Here is a 14945-nt window from a genome sequence, read left to right as displayed (position 1 = left end):
GCCGTCGGCTTGCGTCCTGTGTTTTTAAAGCTTCCGAGAGGTTCTTCGGCAAACTAAGTTGACTAGCCCCAGTGACGGGATGACCGAAACTGGCTAAAACGGCAAACCTAAGAATGAGAAACTGTCCGGCGGCGACCCCGACGGAATTTAACAGCACGGAAACAGCGAGAATACGCAGCACGGAATCGCCGAGAGAGAGAATCGCGTTCGAAAGGACGAAAGGGGGTTTGCCCGAGTGGTTAAAGGGGGCGGACTGTAAATCCGCTGGCTACGCCTACATTGGTTCGAATCCAATAGCCCCCATTTGCGACTGTTGAAACTGGAAGGCAGGAGAGTGAATCTCCTGACTCATCGGTCGCGGCGAAGGAAGTCTTCCAGAAAGCGGGTGTAGCACAATGGTAGTGCAGCAGCCTTCCAAGCTGAATACGAGGGTTCGATTCCCTTCACCCGCTCTTCGTTTGCCGTCGCTCAGTCGACGGCCGATCGAGGGTACGGCTGGCAACGGCCAATACCGACCGTTGCTGCTGTAGCTCAGCGGTAGAGCACTTCCTTGGTAAGGAAGAGGTCATGGGTTCAAGTCCCATCAGCAGCTTGTCGGGCACGCGAAATCGTCGCCGCCTTTCCGGGAATTCAAAACTGGAAAGTTCGTGCCGATCTTGTTGATTTTTCGCAATCAGCAATTGCAAGAATCGAGACTTTTCGCAACAACTACGCACCCTCGCCGGTGGTGGGCAAGAATGATCCTCCCATCGGCCATGTAAAGCAATTCCCACAGCGTCCGTGGTGGACGTTCGTGGATACGATTTTCTGTCTGTTTAGAAGAAAACGTTCGGTCGTTGCGACCGTTGGCGTGGCGAACTTCCGTGGGTGTGAACGCGGCCGCCGTGTTGATGGGCTCGCCTGGGGCGTATCCTCGGGCTGGTAGCAAGTCGCCGGACACAGGTGAGTAAGAAATGGCCAAGGCACAATTTGAACGGACCAAGCCCCACGTTAACGTCGGCACGATTGGACACATTGACCACGGTAAAACAACCACGACCGGCGCTATCCTAGCCGTCCAAGCCGCAAAGGGCCTGGCGGAAGCGAAGGGTTATTCGGATATCGCCAAGGGTGGTACCGTTCGTGACGAAACAAAGACTGTGACGATCGCAGTGGCTCACGTCGAGTACGAATCCGATAACCGCCACTACGCTCACATCGACTGCCCCGGTCACGCTGACTTCGTCAAGAACATGATCACCGGTGCGGCTCAGATGGACGGAGCGATCTTGGTCGTTTCGGCCGCGGACGGCCCGATGCCTCAGACGAAAGAGCACGTCCTCTTGGCTCGTCAGGTCGGTGTTCCTTACATCGTTGTTTACTTGAACAAGTGTGACTTGGTCGACGATCCAGAATTGCTGGAGTTGGTTGAGTTGGAAGCCCGCGAACTGCTTAGCAAGTACGACTTCCCCGGCGATGACGTCCCCGTCATCCAAGGTTCGTCGTTGCCGGCTTACAACAACCCCGCCGATCCTGAGGCTAGCAAGTGCATCAGCGACTTGATGGACGCTCTGGATGAGTACATCCCAGAGCCCACTCGCGAAGACGACAAGCCGTTTTTGATGGCGATCGAAGACGTTTTCTCGATCGAAGGTCGCGGTACCGTGGCGACGGGTCGTATCGAGCGTGGTGTCATCAAAGTCGGCGAAGAAGTCGAGATCGTTGGTCTGAAAAGCGACTCAGCGAAGACAACCTGCACCGGCGTTGAAATGTTCCGCAAGGAAATGAACGAAGGTCGTGCCGGTGACAACGTCGGTTGCCTCCTGCGTGGTGTCAAGCGTGAAGAGATTCAGCGTGGTCAAGTCTTGGCGAAGCCAGGTTCGATCACCCCGCACACCAAGTTCGAAGCCGAAGTCTATTGCTTGAGCAAAGACGAAGGCGGACGCCATACGCCGTTCTTCAGCGGTTACCGTCCTCAGTTCTACTTCCGTACCACTGACGTGACCGGAACGGCGAATTTGGAAGGTGCTGAAATGTGCATGCCCGGCGACAATGTCAAAGTGACCGTCGAATTGCACAAGCCGATCGCGATGGACGACGGTGTTCGCTTCGCGATTCGTGAAGGCGGCCGTACCGTTGGTTCGGGCGTTGTCACCAAGATCGTCGAGTAGTCTCGGCTAACCGATGGGGCCGGTGCCCACCGGTCAAATCTTAGAGAAATCCACCGGAGAGCCAGCGGACCGCCTGTCGGGACGTTGGTTCTCTGCGTTAGAATACGTCACCGAAGTGGCTCACAGATGTGGACACTTTGGCAAAGGAGTGTAGCTCAATTGGCAGAGCTCTGGTTTCCAAAACCAGCGGCTGGGGGTTCGAGTCCCTCCACTCCTGCTTTTTAACAGTCATTTTGCTGGTCTGGTGCCAAGACGGGGCTTGCCAGTACGATGATCTCGTTAACGCCCATGACCCGTCAGGATCCCCTGTCGATTCGGGCCCGTTGGCGGCGCGGACGCACCATTACGGTGCGTGACAGTGACGTCGAGTGGCCCCTCGAAATCGAGGAGCTGTCCGCTGGGGCATTTTCCGTCGGCCAGTGATCGGCCACTACCAACACAAGGACCTACCGTGTCTCGAGATATCGCCGGGAGTAACGCGAATTCGACTGCCAGTGGCGGCTCGCTGCTCAGCGAACTGTTCCATACGAGTGTGTTCAAGCCCAATCAAGGACGCGTCGTTCGTCAATTAACGGCGTTGTCGATTTGGGTCATCGTCGCCCTCGGTTGCTGGTCGCTCTACTCGACGCTCAACGGGTCGTTTAGCAGTAACCTGCTGGTCGTTGGTGCCCCAGGCGCAATCCTGTTGATCGGTTTTTGGATCGGCTTCCGTCTCGTAAACTGGCCGATGTTCGCGGACTTTTTGATCGCCGTCGAAGCGGAGATGAAAAAGGTAAGTTGGCCGGCCCGGGACGAAGTGAAGCGAGCCTCGATCGTTGTCATCTTGACAATTGTGATCCTCGCCGTCTCGCTATTCCTGTTTGATATCTTCTGGCAGGCATTCTTCAACATGCTGTGGGCAACGGCTTAACCGATTGTCGCTCGTCAGCGTTGGCGATGCGATTTGCCGCCAACGTCTCATCGAATCCAAAACACTCCCCCCATCATCTTATGTCGGAAGAACCGCAACCCATCGAACCCGATGAAACCGAGTTGAATTCGGAATCGGAAGTCTCGTCCGAAGGTGATGATGCGACCGAAGCGGCTGCCACTGAATCGGCAAGCGACGACGTCCACGTCGATGAAGACGCGGTCGAAATGGATTGGTACATCCTCAAGGTTGCTTTTAACCGTGAAGATTCCATCGCCGACGCACTGCGAAAGCGGATCAAGATGGAAGGCATGGAAGAGTTCTTCGGCGAGGTGGTCGTGCCGAGCGAAGACGTGGCGACGTTTACACGTGACGGAAAAAAACGAATCACTAAACGCAAGCTCCTTCCCGGCTACATTATGGCCCGGATGGCAATCAACGATGACACGTGGTTTCTCGTCCGCGAAACCGGTGGCATTAGTGACTTCACCGGATCGGCCGGAAAGCCAATGCCAATGGATCCGTTGGATGTCGATCGCTTCATCAATCGTCCCGAAACCGAGGACGAAGAGGACGCGCCGATTAAAGTCGGTATCCCCTTCAAGGTTGGTGACCGAGTGCGTGTGAAAGAAGGGAATTTTGAGAACCAGGAAGGTGACGTCGACGCAGTCGATGAAGCGAACGGTCGCGTGACCGTGATTATCAATATCTTTGGTCGGAGCGTTCCGATGGAGCTACACCACTGGCAAGTTGAGCCACTGTAAGTAACCTATCGGCCCTCCAAATATCAACAAAACGTCTCGAAGACAATTAAGCAGTCATGGCAAAGCAAGTTACCGGCCAAGCAAAGTTTCAAGTTCCTGGTGGACAAGCCACTCCCGCACCTCCCGTCGGTACCTCCCTCGGTAAGTTTGGTGTCAACCTGGGCCAATTCGTCCAAGCGTTCAACGATCGTACCAAAGAGTACAACGGGACCCCAATTCCCGTAATCGTGACGGTTTACAATGACCGTAGTTTCGAATTCATCACCAAGAGCCCACCGGCCGCCTCGCTGCTGAAGCAAGCTGCCGGAATCGCAAAAGGCAGTGGTGTGCCCAACTTGGACAAGGTCGCCAAAGTCACCCGCGCCCAGTGTGAAGACATTGCCACCAAGAAGATGGCTGACCTGAACGCGCGAACGATGGATCAAGCGGTCCGCATGATCGAAGGTACCGCTCGCAGCATGGGCATCGAAGTCGAAGGTTAGGGCTTCGTTTCGTATTGAAAAACACGGGTGCGAGTCATCAACCGACGGGTATTTGCCCCGGTTGATGCACCGAAACCGTGGCTAACGCCAAGCGGCTAATCCTAGAGTTATGCTTGCGTTTGGCCCATCAGCCGACGGGCGTTAGCCCCGGTTATTGCACCGAAATTGTAGCTAACGCCATACGGCTAATCCAAAAATCGTGTTGGAACGAGGCACTCGCTGCGATGCGTGGGGCTGACACTCGAATCGGCGGATTGTTTAGATCACGTGCCCCGGGCGATGGTCTTAAATTTTCGTCATCATGGCGACCTTCATGATCGATTGCGTCTTCTGGTCCGGGCCACAATAGCTCGATCGAATGGCAATACCGGGTGACCTCTTCCAGTTCAACCTCGATCGGCTTGTCAGACTCGAGGCAGTGCTAAAGCCGATCGCGCTGCAGCAACAAGACCTCTCGTCGCATGATCTCATGCGAGCGATTCGAGGTCATTTGAGCGATGACGACTACGGACTAGCAACCGCTGTTCTGGCGGTTCAGGGCAAAGCCAAACGCAAGCTAGGCGAAGGGTTCTGGTGGTGCGATGAGCGATCGCTTGCGCAGTCGACGCCAATCGCGGTTGCCCAGCGAAAATCTCGCTGGACTGGCGATGGGGATGTTTACGATCTGTGTTGTGGAATCGGTGCTGACGCGATCGCATTGACAACGTCGAGCACGAAAGTGGTGAATCTTCAAGCGGTCGATGCTGACGCTTTGATCGCGGCGATGGCCGATCGAAATTTAGCGAACGGAAATGGATCCAGGCTTGATCGTAATTGGACAGTCCTCATTGGTCGCGCCGAAGAGCAACTGATTGGCGATCGCTCGTGGGTGCATCTTGACCCCGACCGCCGTCGTGACGGAGGGCGCACGACTCATGTCGATTATTATTCTCCGACGTGGGATGCAGTCGAAAAGATTGCCGAGAAAGCTTGTGGTGGGGTGGTCAAAATCGCTCCCGCTGCATCGCTAGAGGATCGTCCAGAGCGGCATCGCGTTTGGATCTCGCTCCGTGGTAGCGTTCGTGAGCAGTCGGTTCTGTTTGGCGAGTCGATCGCAAAAGCGAGCGATGACTTAGAGGTTTCACTCGCCGGTGGAGGACGTAGTGCGGTAACGATTTCCGAAGACGGCGATGCAATCGTATTTCATGTGACAGCCAAATTGCTCGGCTCCGACACTGCCCCACACGTCGCTCAGCCGCTGCAGTTCATGATCGACCCCGATGCCGCAATTCGGGCGGCAGGACTAACGGATGCCTTTGCTGTTGCCTACGACGCGAAAACGCTGGGCGGCCCCTCCGGATTTCTTACCTCTGATGCCTCGATCGATACCGCAAACGCAATCTGCAAACGGATTCTCTGGTCGGGTAGTAGTGACGACCGGAAATTGCGTCGAACGTTGCGTCAAATGAATTGTTATCCGCAGCGGGTCAAAACGCGCGGTGCAGCCGGTGACGCCAACACTCTTGAACGTCGCTATCGAAACTGTGGTGACAAGCCTGTCGTTCTTTGGATCGGTAAATCGGGACGCCGACAGTATGCGGTCATCAGCGAGGTCTAACGCGAGGTCACCCGTGACGGCCGAATTGCCAAGTGTTCAACGAAGTTGACGGTCGCGTTTAAAGCGACACATCCGTGGCTAAAGCCAGCGGCCAATTTCAGGCACAACCGTGCCCCAATCTTTTCCTATCCACTGCGATAGTGATCGCTTTGAAGTTATCCGCTTCCTTCGCGGAGAGCGAGTTTTCAGATCCGTAATTCGGCTTGATGGGTTTGCCCAACATCTATGTCGCTAAAACAATGCCACTGAAAAATGCCACACATCAAACCATCACGTCCGCACAATCCGGCCGAGTGGATTGTTCATTGAAATCGTCAAATCGTGATTGCAAATTCGGCAGAGCACTGAGGTTCGACCGTCCTTACCGACGAGCGTGGTAGTATGTTCGCCTAGTGCTTTGTTCCAAAGGCTCTAGCTCGGGTCATGCGGCATTCGCTACGGCCGAACTGCGTTTCCTGCGAGACGTCAGCTCCGGTGATTGCGTCGCAATCGTGGCGAACGCCAATCGGCTAATCCAAAATGAACTGGAACAAAGCACTAGGCACAAGAGTTGGGAGTCTGGGGGGAATCGGAAGTGGAACTTGCCGCCGTTATTGAAAAAACGCGCCGTGATCTTTTAGAGTTGACCGCACGAAATCGGCTGGTTCACACGCCGCTGGACGGCAAACGAAAAAGCTGGTTGCAGATTGAGGATGAACGAAGTGACCAGTTGTTCGACCTGATCGTTCGCCAAGGCAAGACGATGTCGTTTTTGCCATCGAACTCGATACCTGATCCAGACGAAGACCCCGAGCGGACGGAGTTCGTGCGAAGCTTCGATGCCGACTCACCGAACTCTGTCTCCGAGCTCCGGAGCCGCAGTTCCGGGCAGGGCATTGTCGAGTCTCGGTCGAACTTGCATTCAACGGAGGAATCGCCCGGTGGTGAACCGTTGGTCGCCGCTCGGCACACGGATCTGTTTTTACAGACGCAGGTCTCGGCCGACTCGCTTGACGACCGTCTTTTAAAGATCTTTTATGAAGCTAGGACGGCGGAAGAAGAACAAGGCACCAGTATTCTTTACCTGGCTTGTGGTTTTTTGCAGTGGCGAGAATCACCAAATTCAGAAGTCAATCGATACGCGCCCTTGCTCTTGATCCCCGTCGAGATGTCACGTCATTCGGCACGTAGCAAGTTTCGTCTCAGTTTCCGTGACGCTGAAATTGTCACGAACCTGTCGATCCAGGCTCGCTTGCGGCAGGACTTTGATTTGTCACTCCCGGATCTTCCCGAAGAAGTCACCGACGACGACGATTGGAGTCCAAGCAGGTACTTTGACCAGATCCGTGAGTTGATCGATGGCCGCGAGGGGTGGCAGGTGCTCGACAACGAGATCTTGCTCTGGTTCTTTTCGTTCACCAAGTTTTTGATGTTTCGTGACTTGTCACCTTCGGCGTGGCCTGACGATCAGGGACTAGAAAACAACGAATTGCTCGCCGGTTTGTTAGGCCAGGGCTTTGGTGAATCGACACTTCTGCCACCGCTTTGCGGCGACGACGATCCGATCGATGAAATGATCAATCCGGCTGATGTGGTGCATGTGACGGATGCCGATTCATCGCAGGCAGTGGTGATCGAAGAGATTATCCGCGGACGAAACTTGGTTGTTCAGGGGCCGCCGGGGACCGGGAAATCACAGACCATTACCAACGCGATTGCCGCGGCCGTGCACGCCGGCAAACGCGTGCTGTTCGTGGCCGAGAAAATGGCCGCGCTCGATGTCGTCAAACGCCGGTTAGACGCAGTCGGTTTAGGACCGATGACACTGGAGCTGCACAGCCATAAAACTCGTAAGAGCGAAGTACTCGAGGATTTAAAATCAACGCTCGAACTTGGGACGCCTAAAACGGTCTCCGGCGAAACGGCGAATGAGCTGCGTTCGTCCGCTCGCCAACTGCGGCGTCATGATCAATTGCTTCACACACCTGTCGGTCAAAGCGAGCGTTCGCCTTACCATGCGATGGGGCGATGGTTGCGACTTCAGCAGCAAGGGCGATCTGCGCCGGCCTATCGGATCGCTGCTTTATGCGATTGGTCGGCCGAACAGTTCGCACAAGTCAGTCAGCTCTCGCATGAACTCGACCAACTTCTTTCGGCATCTGGGACGCCGTCGGCTCACCCCTGGTATGGTGTCTGCTGCAAGCCGATGACACCAGCGAATGTCGAACGCTTGCTTGCTTCGTTTCCCGATCTGCTCGATCGCCTGGGGCAACTGCTACAAGCGAATCATGAGTTAGCAAACCAGATGGATTTACCCAGCGCGAATTCGCTGCTAGGTACTGCGGAAATCGCCAAGATCGCTCGGTTGATCAAGCGTTGCCCGGCATTCGCCGATCGCGCGGCATTGCAACATTCCTCCTGGGAGTCAGAGCTCGAAAAGCTTGAACGATTGCTTGCCGACTTGGAACAGTTCCAGACCCGGCGAAAGACGCTTGAAGGTCGGATCAATGATGCGGCGTGGTCGCTCGAATGGGCACCGATTCGGATTGCGATCGCTGGGCATGGCAAAAGCTGGTTGCGGTTTTTCAATCGCGGTTATCGCGATGCGGTCGCATCACTGCGAGGTGTTTGTAATGGAACGATTCCCAATGGCGCCGACGATCGTATCGAACTGGTCGATCAAATTATCACGGTGCAAAAGTTGCAGCGTCAAATTGATCAAGCGACAGCGTGGGCCCAACCCCTGCTCGGTCAACTATGGAATGGTACGGACACGCCGGTCGTTCAAGTAATCGAACTTGTTGCCTGGGTAAAAGAATCGATGCAATCCGAGTTGGGGCGAGCACACGCGCGACGCCTCGCCGCAAAGCTGGCTGATAAAGGTTTCAGCGATGCCCCACTCGCCGTCATCTTCAAACAGTTCAAACATATCGACGGGGCGCTGAAGACAATCTCGACAACCTTGGCGATTGACTTTCAAAAAACCTTCGGTGCCAATGACGCTCGTTCGGCAAAATTAACTGGTTGGATCGAGCGTTTGAATCAATGGCGAGTCGCGGGCGAGCAACTCAGTCACTATCTGGCAACGATGTCACGGGTCACAAAGCTACGCTCGCTCGGCCTTGGGAAACTTGGTGATGAGATCGAATCAGGCCAACTCGTCGCGGGCGACGTCGCCGAACAATTGGAACTATTGCGCTGCGATGCGATCCTGGCGACTGCCTGGAAAGAGCGTCCAGCGCTGGGTGACTTTCATGGAGAGACGTACGAAAAACAACGTTCTCGATTTGCGGACTTAGATCTCGATCGGATCGAACAAAGTCGAGTCGATGTGGCCCGCAAGCATCACGAATTCATGCCCGCACGGTCTGCCGACGGCGGTCAAATGAGCGTTGTGCTACACGAAGCAAACAAGAAACGCCGGCACATGCCGTTACGTCGTTTAATTCGCGAAGCCGGCCATGCCATTCAGCGGATCAAGCCTGTTTTTATGATGAGCCCACTGTCGGTCGCTCAATACCTGGAACCGGGGGCAGTTGAATTTGATTTATTAGTGATCGACGAGGCAAGTCAGGTTCAGCCCGTCGACGCGCTGGGGGCGATCGCTCGCAGCAAACAAATCGTCGTTGTCGGAGACCAACGGCAACTGCCACCGTCTGATTTTTTCGGTCGGATGGCAGATGAACGGATCGAAGACGATGACGACGGAATCGAAAATGCAAGTGACTTGGAAAGCATCCTCGGGCTGTGCGAAGCCCGTGGGCTACCCAGTCGAATGTTGCGTTGGCACTATCGTAGTCGGCACGAGTCGTTGATCGCTGTCAGCAACCGACAGTTTTACGATGATCGACTTTATATCGTTCCCAGTCCGTTCGATGGCGGAGACGATTTGGGCTTGAAGTTTCGTTATGTTGCGGACGGTTGCTACGACCGTGGCGGATCGCGTACCAACCGAAACGAAGCAATCGCGGTAGCTGACGCAGTCTTGGAACACGCTCGTCGCCATCCAGAACTTTCGCTCGGTGTTGCAACGTTTAGCGCCGCCCAGCGGGATGCCATCCGGGATGAAATCGAACGGCGCCGCAAAGAAGATGACTCCGTCGAACAGTTCTTTAACGCCGGGGGCGTTGAACCGTTTTTCGTCAAAAGTTTGGAAAACGTTCAGGGGGATCAACGCGATGTTATCTTTATCTCGATTGGCTATGCACGCGATGAAGACAACTATTTCGCACACAGTTTTGGTCCATTGAATCGCCAAGGCGGTGAACGTCGCCTGAATGTCTTGATCAGTCGTGCCGCATCGGCGTGCCATGTCTTCACGTCAATCAAGTCTGATGATATCGATCTGTCTCGCACGCAAAGCGAAGGCATCGCGGCACTAAAAATGTTCCTGCACTACGCCGAACACGGACGTCTGGACGCCGCCAAGTCGCACGGCGGGGCCGACAGCGTATTTGAGGAACAGGTGGCCAAGGCACTGCGCAATCGAGGCTTAGAATTAGATCATCAAATCGGTGTCGGTGGCTTCTTCATCGACCTTGCCATTCGGGATCCCGATCGCGGTGGGCGATACCTGATGGGAATCGAATGCGATGGAGCCCAATACCATAGCGCACGTTGGGTTCGCGATCGTGATCGGATTCGTCAACAGGTCCTTGAGGCTCGTGGTTGGCACATCCATCGAATCTGGAGCACCGACTGGTTTCAACGACCAGAAGAACAAATCGAGAAAACGCTCGCCGCACTCGAAGAGGCAAAGCTGCACTGGAAAGCTCTCGACGAAGGGGACAAATCTACTAAGTCACCTGAATTTGAATCCGACTCGCCTTCTTCCGAGCCGATCGAGATCGACCGCGAAGACACTCCCCAAGTACAGAACTTTTATGGGACCTCGCGGGAAGACTATGTCGAAACATCGCTACAGCAATTTGATCTCGGAATCAGCCCCACCGACCTGGATGACGCAATGTTCGAGTTACTGGCCGGCGAGATTCTGAGCCAGGAGTCACCCATCCATCTCGATGAACTTGGACGTCGAATGATCAGCAATTGTGGTCAGGGGCGACTTGTCGCGTCGCTAAAAAAACGAGTGGCAAATGTCGTCCGGCAATGGATCAACGCCGGCGTGGCTTGCCAGAAAGGCGACTTTGTTTATCAAGCTGATCAACGCACGTTTCCGATTCGCTATCGAAAGCAATTAGACAATGCCAAACTGCGCAGTGCGGATTACATCGCTCCCGAAGAACTGCGTCATGCGATCACAGTGGTGATCGAACAGCAGATCGGTACCAATCTGACCGAAACCAAAGCATCGGTCGCAAAGCTGCTAGGAGTCAGCAACGGAAAAACTCTGCAATCTAATGTCGAGCAACAGATCAAGCACTTGATCCAAAGCGGAGCGATCGAAGATCGATCTGGTGACTTGTTTGTCGCGGCTAACGTGGCAACCAATCGATAAGGGGAGCCCAAGGCTATGACACAAAAGTCTGGCGATGAAAACGTTTTCGAACCGGCGAAGTCACTTGCTTGTTTTTCTCAAACGGGAGCGTTCCCTTCCAGCAACAAGCCCAAATCCGATCGGATCACCGTTCTGGATTGATTCTCATGTCACAACCGATTGCCCGGTGACCAAAAGGATTGACGCGTGACGGTAGAGGCGTTCGCGCTTAGAATATTCGCGGTCGCACGATCGCAGTGCGACTCGAAGTTTCCAAATTTGGGTGGTGAAGACGAACGGTCTAAAACGTCGTAGGTATGTCTGCTGCGTGTTAAGTTCGGCATCGGAATAAGGCACAGCAGGTGACTGCGCATGCCCGTTGGCTGTTGAATCGAAGCCAACGTTGAAAAACGAGATGCATCAGTGCCTGAATGCCTGCGGTGATCGGCGCCGGCACGTTGACTTCACATCCCAGCTCGCCCTTTTCTTTGACTTCACTTCGACGATGCCTCAATTTCAGTGTCAGTGCCCGGCCTGCAAGAAAACGATGCGGCTGAATGTGCAGGGAGCCGGAAAGGTCAAAACGTCTTGTCCAAGTTGTGGCAAGTCGTTCCAGTTGACGGTGCCCGCTACCGCGAACCCTCAATCAAAACCAAGTCATCCGCCTCCCAGTCAGCAGACGCCTCGCCGCCCAGCCACCAATCCCGCTGAGAGCCTCGGTGGAGGCCAGGCGACGCGGCAAAGTCAACCATCGCAATCGTTGCAACACGATCCCTTTGGGAGCGACCCTTTCGGCGCAATTTCGGGGACCAGTGTCTCTGGCGGTCCTGCGGGCAGCCAAGCCACACCGCTTCGGCCTGCCTACTTACAGGCCGGGCAAGCGACCGGGCGTAAAAGGACAGCAGGACAAAAACGGGCTCAAGGTCGATTGCTGAAGTCTATCGCCCTTGGCGGGGGGGCACTGTTGCTCGTCGTTCTCACCGCCGCGGCATTTTTTCTCACTGATTTTTCCAGTCTGAGCCCGTCGACCATCGTTTCAAGTATTCAGTCGTCGTTTGACTCGTCCGATAAGGTTATCGCAGACATGGAAGCGATTGCCGCGGAAGCGGAAGCGATTGGGCGGCAGTTCCCCGAAGGCGACCAGAGCGAAGCGTCGGCAGAAAAGCTATTAGCATTCACCGATCAGTTCGAAGCACTCATGGTTCGTGCTTGCCGATTGTCTCCGGAGTCAAAAGAAGTCGACGAGGCTTCCTTTCGGGTCCACGATGAGCAGGATCGAAACAAACGCCCCGGCGGTGATACAAAAGACGGCGAAGCCGACCAGCGATCATCGTTTTGGCACGCGAACTTAACCGCGGACCCTAGCTTACGTGTGACTCGTGCGATTGCGACATTGACAATGGCTCAGATTGGAATTCGTACAATCGCCGAACACAGTTCAATCGAGTTGCCAGATCCGCGAACCTTCCAACACGAACAGTTAGATTGGACCGACGACGATCGGCGATTGCTTGCGATCATCCGTTTGAATGGTCAATTCAAGCGTGATTTCGCGCGTCACTTGGCCGGGATCGATCGCGACGAACCTTCGCGGTCAAGCATTGATCAGATCCACACACTTCTCGACGATTTTGCCGCCCGGGCTCGTGAACTGATCGATCCGAACAAGAAAAACAAGCTGTTTGTTTCGGTACCTCGGGGCACCGCTTACACCCGACAAGAAAATGCTTCAATGCTGGCCTTACAGACGGTCGGTCGTTGGCTGAAAGACCATGAAGCGATCGAGAATGAAGAACTTATTTTTCTGGTCAAGAGCGCCAGACAACTCGACGAAGACATCGAAGATTTGATGTTTACACCGGCAGGGTCACGTCTGGTGACTGACGAAAAAACATCGTACGAACGTTTCGAAATCGCGACCGCGTCGGCTGCAGAGGAAGAAGCCAAGCGATTAGCCGCAGAACAAAAAGCCGAACGTGAACGAAAAGAAGCCGAGCAACGACGGATCGCTGAAGCGGAAAAGAAACGTTTGGCCGACGAAGAGCGACGCAAGAAAGAAGCTGAGCGACGAGCGGCCGAAAACGATCCTGGTCCCGCGTCGGTCGCCAACGATGATTCAAGTCCCTCAACCCGGCCAGGCTTTGGCGGCCTAGGACGAGGACCCAGGTCGATGGGACCGACGGGCCGATTCGGTGGCCCACGTTTTGGACCGTCCGGCCGAGGTGCATCAAATGCTGGTCCCGCTGGCATCCAGGGCAACCGTTTTGGGCCGGATGCTCGAAGGAGCGATCGCCCCGCGCCACCGCCGCCGGGCCCAAATGATGTGACCATTACGGTCGGCGATGCGGAAGGTCTAGGCGGACCAGAAATGCTCAGGTCATTGCCCGACTGGATTAGGAAATATCCGCTCTCGATGTCACAAACCGGTGGGCGTTTAATTATCCGAGTTACGAACTATGATCGACCGCTGACGGAACTGGAAAAGGCATTCCCACAGCTTCAGTTCGATTCGATCGACGACAGTGCTCGCCAGATTGAGGCAAAGAAAGCGCCGGGGCAGCCTTAAACTCCGCCCGTAGGTCTCCGCCGGCTCTCAAGAAAACGGCTCATCGCGTTGCCCCAGAAGGTCTGCGCGTCAGTCGATCATGTGCTGGCGAAATAATCGCGATGATCGGCAAAGTTAGCGTGGGTGTTTTCTGGTGCACCAATCAGGTGGTTTGGCCGCCAGGTCATCGTTTCTCTGTAGTGAGTAAAGACCGACATTCCGATCTTGGGTCATAACAAGATCGTCGCCCTGGCAGGATGCCTCTGCGGCGGACGAAGGCTATCTCTCATGACGCAAGGATGACCCAATGAGACGAGAACTGTGTACCGGTGCGCTCGCATTGGCGACGATGGTTGCCGGAGGATGTTCATCGAGTCGATCGACGATGCTGGCTCGCAATGAGTGCAACACCGGCTGGAATAAGATCGGCCATCTTCACGGAACACCGATCACGCTACGTGTCCCGACTCACCTTCGGGTCTACGTCTATCAGACACACTACCTGGAGCAAGTCTCCGTCGGAACGATTAAACGTTGGCAGAAGGTTGAACTGCCACCGGTCTATGACTTCGGGTCGGAAACCCTTTACACCGATAAGATTTTTACCACCGATTTCATCCGCCCCGCCGCCGGGGCGTTCAATCTGGATGTCGATTACACCGACGACCAGTACATCCAAAAGGTTCAGCAGGATATCACCGACGAAACCTTGGAAGAGATCGCCAACTTGGTCGCGCAAATTCCCGCGTTGTTTACTCCAACAACAGCCGTGCAAGTTGAAGGGGAAGATGCCGAATCGGGATTGAAAGAAGTCAAAAGCGTTTTGGCGGCGGGGGTCTTTGAGATCGATGACCCCAACTTTGAAACCAACGTCGCCGGATTCGTCGATCGCTATCTCAATTGCCGCGGCCCGCATTGCAACGACTCGGCGCCCTGTCACGAAGAGTTCACGGTCATACCGGGCACGGATGTCGGCGCTCAAGCGTTCACCGATGCGATGCTTGAAGCCGAATCCCCACAGTAGTTTTTGAGGGTTTTTGCTTGAGCGACGTTGTTGGCAAGCTAGCCTCCCTGGGGGGCA

Annotated in this window: 8 protein-coding genes and 4 tRNA genes; all 12 read left to right on the top strand. The window is 54.9% G+C overall.

Translation table 11 applies throughout. From position 1 onward, the window contains the following. The first annotated feature begins 221 nt into the window (after positions 1–221). Positions 222–303, top strand: a tRNA-Tyr gene (locus FYC48_RS07280). A 78-nt stretch (positions 304–381) separates the two neighbouring features. Next, positions 382–452, top strand: a tRNA-Gly gene (locus FYC48_RS07275). 68 nt (positions 453–520) lie between these two features. Next, a tRNA-Thr gene (locus FYC48_RS07270) sits at positions 521–592 on the top strand. Positions 593–953: 361 nt separating this feature from the next. Continuing rightward, positions 954–2150, top strand: a complete 1197-nt coding sequence (tuf, locus tag FYC48_RS07265) for an elongation factor Tu (RefSeq protein ID WP_149496036.1) — start codon at positions 954–956, stop codon at positions 2148–2150. A gap of 144 nt (positions 2151–2294) precedes the next feature. Then, positions 2295–2367, top strand: a tRNA-Trp gene (locus FYC48_RS07260). 234 nt (positions 2368–2601) lie between these two features. Next, on the top strand, positions 2602–3060 hold the full coding sequence (gene secE, locus FYC48_RS07255) for a preprotein translocase subunit SecE (RefSeq protein WP_149496035.1): 459 nt from the start codon (positions 2602–2604) through the stop codon (positions 3058–3060). A gap of 80 nt (positions 3061–3140) precedes the next feature. Next, a complete protein-coding gene (gene nusG, locus FYC48_RS07250) occupies positions 3141–3824 on the top strand; it encodes a transcription termination/antitermination protein NusG (RefSeq protein ID WP_149496034.1) in 684 nt (227 codons plus the stop codon). 56 nt (positions 3825–3880) lie between these two features. Then, positions 3881–4306, top strand: coding sequence for a 50S ribosomal protein L11 (rplK, locus tag FYC48_RS07245; RefSeq protein WP_149496033.1), 426 nt, complete (start codon positions 3881–3883; stop codon positions 4304–4306). A gap of 358 nt (positions 4307–4664) precedes the next feature. Continuing rightward, positions 4665–5903 (top strand): hypothetical protein, encoded by a 1239-nt coding sequence (locus FYC48_RS07240; RefSeq protein ID WP_149496032.1) that lies wholly within the window; start codon positions 4665–4667, stop codon positions 5901–5903. Between the two features lie 574 nt (positions 5904–6477). Next, complete coding sequence (locus FYC48_RS07235) at positions 6478–11340, top strand: DUF4011 domain-containing protein (RefSeq protein WP_160149379.1); 4863 nt, start codon at positions 6478–6480, stop codon at positions 11338–11340. Between the two features lie 484 nt (positions 11341–11824). Further along, positions 11825–13885 carry a hypothetical protein gene (locus FYC48_RS07230; RefSeq protein WP_160149378.1) on the top strand — a complete coding sequence of 687 codons (2061 nt, stop codon included), beginning with the start codon at positions 11825–11827 and terminating at the stop codon, positions 13883–13885. A 286-nt stretch (positions 13886–14171) separates the two neighbouring features. Further along, entirely contained in the window at positions 14172–14888 is a 717-nt protein-coding gene (locus tag FYC48_RS07225; protein WP_149496029.1) for a hypothetical protein, read from the top strand. Positions 14889–14945 lie beyond the last annotated feature (57 nt).

Source organism: Roseiconus lacunae (assembly GCF_008312935.1).
GTDB classification, from domain to species: domain Bacteria; phylum Planctomycetota; class Planctomycetia; order Pirellulales; family Pirellulaceae; genus Stieleria; species Stieleria lacunae.
Note: the sequence above shows the minus strand (reverse complement) of the source record. Positions and strands in the feature narration are given on the sequence as shown.

Coding starts and splice junctions, on each gene's coding strand:
- tuf (WP_149496036.1), top strand. CDS start 954: ATGGCCAAGGCACAATTTGAACGGACCAAGCCCCACGTTAACGTCGGC.
- nusG (WP_149496034.1), top strand. CDS start 3,141: ATGTCGGAAGAACCGCAACCCATCGAACCCGATGAAACCGAGTTGAAT.
- rplK (WP_149496033.1), top strand. CDS start 3,881: ATGGCAAAGCAAGTTACCGGCCAAGCAAAGTTTCAAGTTCCTGGTGGA.
- FYC48_RS07240 (WP_149496032.1), top strand. CDS start 4,665: ATGGCAATACCGGGTGACCTCTTCCAGTTCAACCTCGATCGGCTTGTC.
- FYC48_RS07230 (WP_160149378.1), top strand. CDS start 11,825: ATGCCTCAATTTCAGTGTCAGTGCCCGGCCTGCAAGAAAACGATGCGG.
- FYC48_RS07225 (WP_149496029.1), top strand. CDS start 14,172: ATGAGACGAGAACTGTGTACCGGTGCGCTCGCATTGGCGACGATGGTT.